The organism is Cupriavidus sp. 01L415, assembly GCF_056400065.1.
This window is the reverse complement of the sequence record NZ_JBFTSP010000065.1, coordinates 1-3,653: the sequence shown is the minus strand read 5'-3', so window position 1 is coordinate 3,653 and position 3,653 is coordinate 1. Positions and strand designations below refer to the sequence as shown.

Here is a 3,653-nt window from a genome sequence, read left to right as displayed (position 1 = left end):
ATGATGAGGGTAACGGCGGCTTCGGTGATCGGAGGCTGGTTCCAGGCGATCGGACTCAGCCGAGCTTTGGCTTCATGCGTACGTACGGCGATAAAGCGCCAGTTCTGCATGTGGAAGGATGTCGGCGCGCTGGTGCCGATTCGCACCAGCTCGCGGATTTGGTCGTCGCTCAAGGTGGCGGCTGGGTCGTAATACTTGGCGGCGCTGCGGCTCAAGATACATTCGATGACTGCATTGGTCACGGTGCTTCCGTTGCTCATGCTGATTCCTATGGTGAAGGGATAAGTTGAGGTTTGGTTCGAGGTGTTGGGCGGCGTTGTCTCCTACGCTTCTGGTGGTTGCTGCACAGATGAGTCTTTCTCAGTCAGCCATCAGTACTTCAGCAAGCGTGCATCGGCACATAAGCAGATCGGCCGCAGGCGCCGCGATGTCCGGCCCTTCATTGGCATTCGATTGCGCTGCCGCCCCCGGTAGATACCAAGGCGATTGAGGTCGTTGCGTCGATATGCAGCAGGCCAGTGCGCAGGCGTTGGCGGAGCTTGAGCGCGCGCCCGACGTTGCTGGAGAGGGCGGTCCGTATGTGGCTTGAGCGCTCCGAGAAGGTGTTTGCCTGACCGATGTGGTCAGTTCTTTGTCGTTGTCATCAACGACAAATCTGCCAAGAGCTTCGAAGGTTCAGTTCTGCTCGCGTTCCGGCTGACGGGATGGCTCGCGCCGGGCGGTTCGGACCAGCTCTCGCCAGCGCGGTTTCACGATTTCTGTAGCGCCGTGCGCCGCAGAGCCAGCGCTGGCGAAGATAGCAGCCGTCGCGCGAAATGCAGTCAGAATCGGGCGAATGCTCATGGTCGGTTCACTCCGTTTTGATGTCTGCATTCTGTACCGGCGATGGCACAAACAGTAGAACCAAGATTCCCCATTCTTGTGTGTACTAAGAATATGGACTCGCAACTGCAGATTCACCTCGACCGGGCAGCGAAGCTGCCGTTGTCAAAACAAATCGTATGAGTCTTTCAGCTCGGCAATGGGGCCTCTCGACCTAGACGAGTCGCATGTTGGGTCGAAACAATGCTGGACGAGCGCAGTTGGGAAACGCGGCACTACGTTGTCTTCGATCGCACGGAGATACGGACTGGCAACCCTAGCGTAGCCAGTCGTTGGATACATCCACCTCCAACCCTGATTGAAGCCGCGCCCGAAGGACAGCCGGCGTCACTCTGGGCTGTGCCGGGCACGAGCTCATATGAGCCTGACGTTAGTTGAGATATCGACTCGGGGGGCGCGGCGCGCATGGAGCCGTTTGCGCAGCTACATCCGCGCACCGACTACGACAGCAGGCGCAATTGTTTCCTGGCGCGCACCACAGTGTGTTCATCCACACGTCTACTGAACGATGCCCTGGCTGCCTAAGCTACTTCTCACTACGACCGGCCCGGCGAAATGGAATCCTGTAATGCGAAGTTCGCCGGCAATGAAGAATTGTCAGAAACAGGAGTCAAACATGTGCTTATGCCACGGATCCTTTTACCCTGAGCACGATTTGGTTCCGTCGCACTACGCTACGCGTATCGGCGAAATCGACGTAATGGTGATTAGCGATGGGGCGATACCAGTACCAGCCAACGTCCTGGGCACGAACGTTGATTCGGCCGTCCGGGACGCCGCGTTGCGCGGCAGATTCCTACCGGACGTGATCGATTGGGGGCTGAACGTCGTCGTAGTCCGTAGCGGCGGTCGGACGATCCTTATCGACGCCGGGGTAGGGTCAGAGATGCCGGACGCCACGCGGGCCGGACGGTTGGCCCTACGATTGAAGGGCGCTGGCATCGATCCCGGGACCGTGACCGATGTCATCGCGACCCACATTCACATGGACCATATTGGCGGACTGCTCGACGAGCGGCTGAGGAGTCAGATGCGTCCGGACCTGCGGGTCCATGTGTCGCACACGGATGTCGAATTCTTCGAGTCGCCCGATTTCTCCCACAACACTTTTAACGGGATTCAGGACATCATCCGGTCAAGCGCCCGGAGATTCCTGGACGCGTACAAGAGTGAGTTGCGGCCGTTCGACAAGGAGTACCAGGTGGCGCCGGGTGTTGTCGTCACGCTCACCGGCGGCCACACCCCCGGGCACAGTGTGGTCCGCGTGGCTTCCGGCGGTGAGAGGCTGACGTTCGCTGGTGACGCGTTGGTCCCGGTCGGGGTCGAATGCCCCGAGTGGCAAAACGCCTTCGATCACGAGCCAGAGGAGGCGGTTCGCGTCCGGGTTCGCCTCTTGCAAGAAGCTGCAGAGACCGGCGAGTTGTTCCTAGCCAGCCATCTATCGTTCCCCTCACTCGGCCGCGTCGCGGTCGATGGCAATGCCTTTCGATACGTATCGGCCAACTGGGCATACTGAGAAGCGGCACGCGCCTATGCCGGCGAGGCCGGGTCGCAACGCGTGGAAATCCACGGGTTCCGCAGTGCGACGCTTTCACATTGCGCAACAACGAGCCGAGGCACTAGGCGCGGATGGCGCAGGCGGTGGTGGAGGATGCGGCGAGTTGAACGGCGCAATCCTGCTCATGGCCTTCGGCCCAGCGACGGCTAACGACCCTGCCGTTTGCGCCACGCCTCATAGAGATCGGGGCCCTCGTCGCGTGCCGGCACGTAGGCCAGCTTCATCTCCCGCTGTTCGAGCGGACGCGCCAGTTCGATATAGCCGCGTTCCGCGGACAGGTCGTAGGGCGCGCCGTCTTCATTGGAATAGGCGTAGTAGACCGCCCCGACGCCGGCTAGGTACATCGCGCTCAGGCACATTGGGCACGGGTAGCCGCTGGCGTAGACCGTGCAGCCAGTCAGGTCTGGCTTGCCAAGTGCCCTGCAGGCGGCGCGCACCGCCTGCATTTCGGCATGCGCGCTGGGATCGCAGGTGGCCTCCACCTCGTTGACCGCGCGCGCCAGCACCTGCCCATCCTTGACGACCACGGCGCCGAAGGGCCAGGTATTGCGCTCGCGCACGTTTTCCATGGCGAGGCGGATGGAATCGATCAAATAGGTTTCCGTGGTCGACACGCGATGTCTCCGGTGAAGGGCCTGGCCCAGGGCAGGCCAATGGGGTGGCGGGCCAGCAGACTATAGGCCAGTGTGTGCACGCTGCGTGCTGCGAGTTGTTATACGGCGTATTTGAGTCCAGCCCTCTGCCATTGGCTTTGGCACTGCCCGCTATTCGAATCCTTACCTTCCGGCCGGGCGTGCCCGAATCGCATCCCGGTAGTTGCGGAAATATTCCATCAGCGCGGCGAAGCGTTTATCCGCTTCGCCGCCCATCTCGAGGGCCAGCTGCGACATGTCCATCGTGCTGGTCTGCGCCAGCTCCGCCAACTGCTCACCCGTGGTCAGCCGAATCGCCGCGAAGGTGACGTGCTCCTGGTCGAGCTGTTCCTGCGCTGCCTTGAGTTCGTCTTCCGACGGAATCGCGAATGGCTTGTTAGGCGCGTCGATGTCCAGGAAATCGAAGGCGCTGGCCAGCCTTGCTCGACGCGTTGAACGGTTCGCACGTTGAGCCCGGCGACCACGGCCAACTGCTCCTGAGTCCATTGCCGGGCGTCGCGGAACACCTTGATGCAGACAGCCAGCTCCGCGGGGGTCAGCAAGCGTACTGGTGGCGTGTT

4 protein-coding genes and 1 pseudogene are annotated in these 3,653 nt (G+C 61.2%); 1 reads left to right on the top strand and 4 read right to left on the bottom strand.

What is annotated here, in order from left to right; genetic code table 11:
- Together AC1DOX_RS30800 and AC1DOX_RS30795 are read right to left on the bottom strand one after the other, a co-directional pair.
- Positions 1-260 (bottom strand): nitroreductase family protein (locus AC1DOX_RS30800; protein WP_477114093.1); only part of this gene is annotated, 260 nt, incomplete at its 3' end.
- 349 nt (positions 261-609) lie between these two features.
- Positions 610-746 (bottom strand): annotated as a pseudogene (locus AC1DOX_RS30795) (cupin domain-containing protein); the annotation flags it as partial.
- A gap of 791 nt (positions 747-1,537) precedes the next feature.
- Here AC1DOX_RS30795 and AC1DOX_RS30790 point away from each other — a divergent pair.
- Positions 1,538-2,398, top strand: coding sequence for an MBL fold metallo-hydrolase (locus AC1DOX_RS30790; RefSeq protein ID WP_477101663.1), 861 nt, complete (start codon positions 1,538-1,540; stop codon positions 2,396-2,398).
- Between the two features lie 188 nt (positions 2,399-2,586).
- Here AC1DOX_RS30790 and AC1DOX_RS30785 read toward each other — a convergent pair whose 3' ends face one another.
- Entirely contained in the window at positions 2,587-3,054 is a 468-nt protein-coding gene (locus tag AC1DOX_RS30785) for a nucleoside deaminase (RefSeq protein ID WP_441624628.1), read from the bottom strand.
- A gap of 323 nt (positions 3,055-3,377) precedes the next feature.
- Positions 3,378-3,557 (bottom strand): hypothetical protein, encoded by a 180-nt coding sequence (locus AC1DOX_RS30780; RefSeq protein ID WP_477114094.1) that lies wholly within the window; start codon positions 3,555-3,557, stop codon positions 3,378-3,380.
- Between the last annotated feature and the right edge of the window lie 96 nt (positions 3,558-3,653).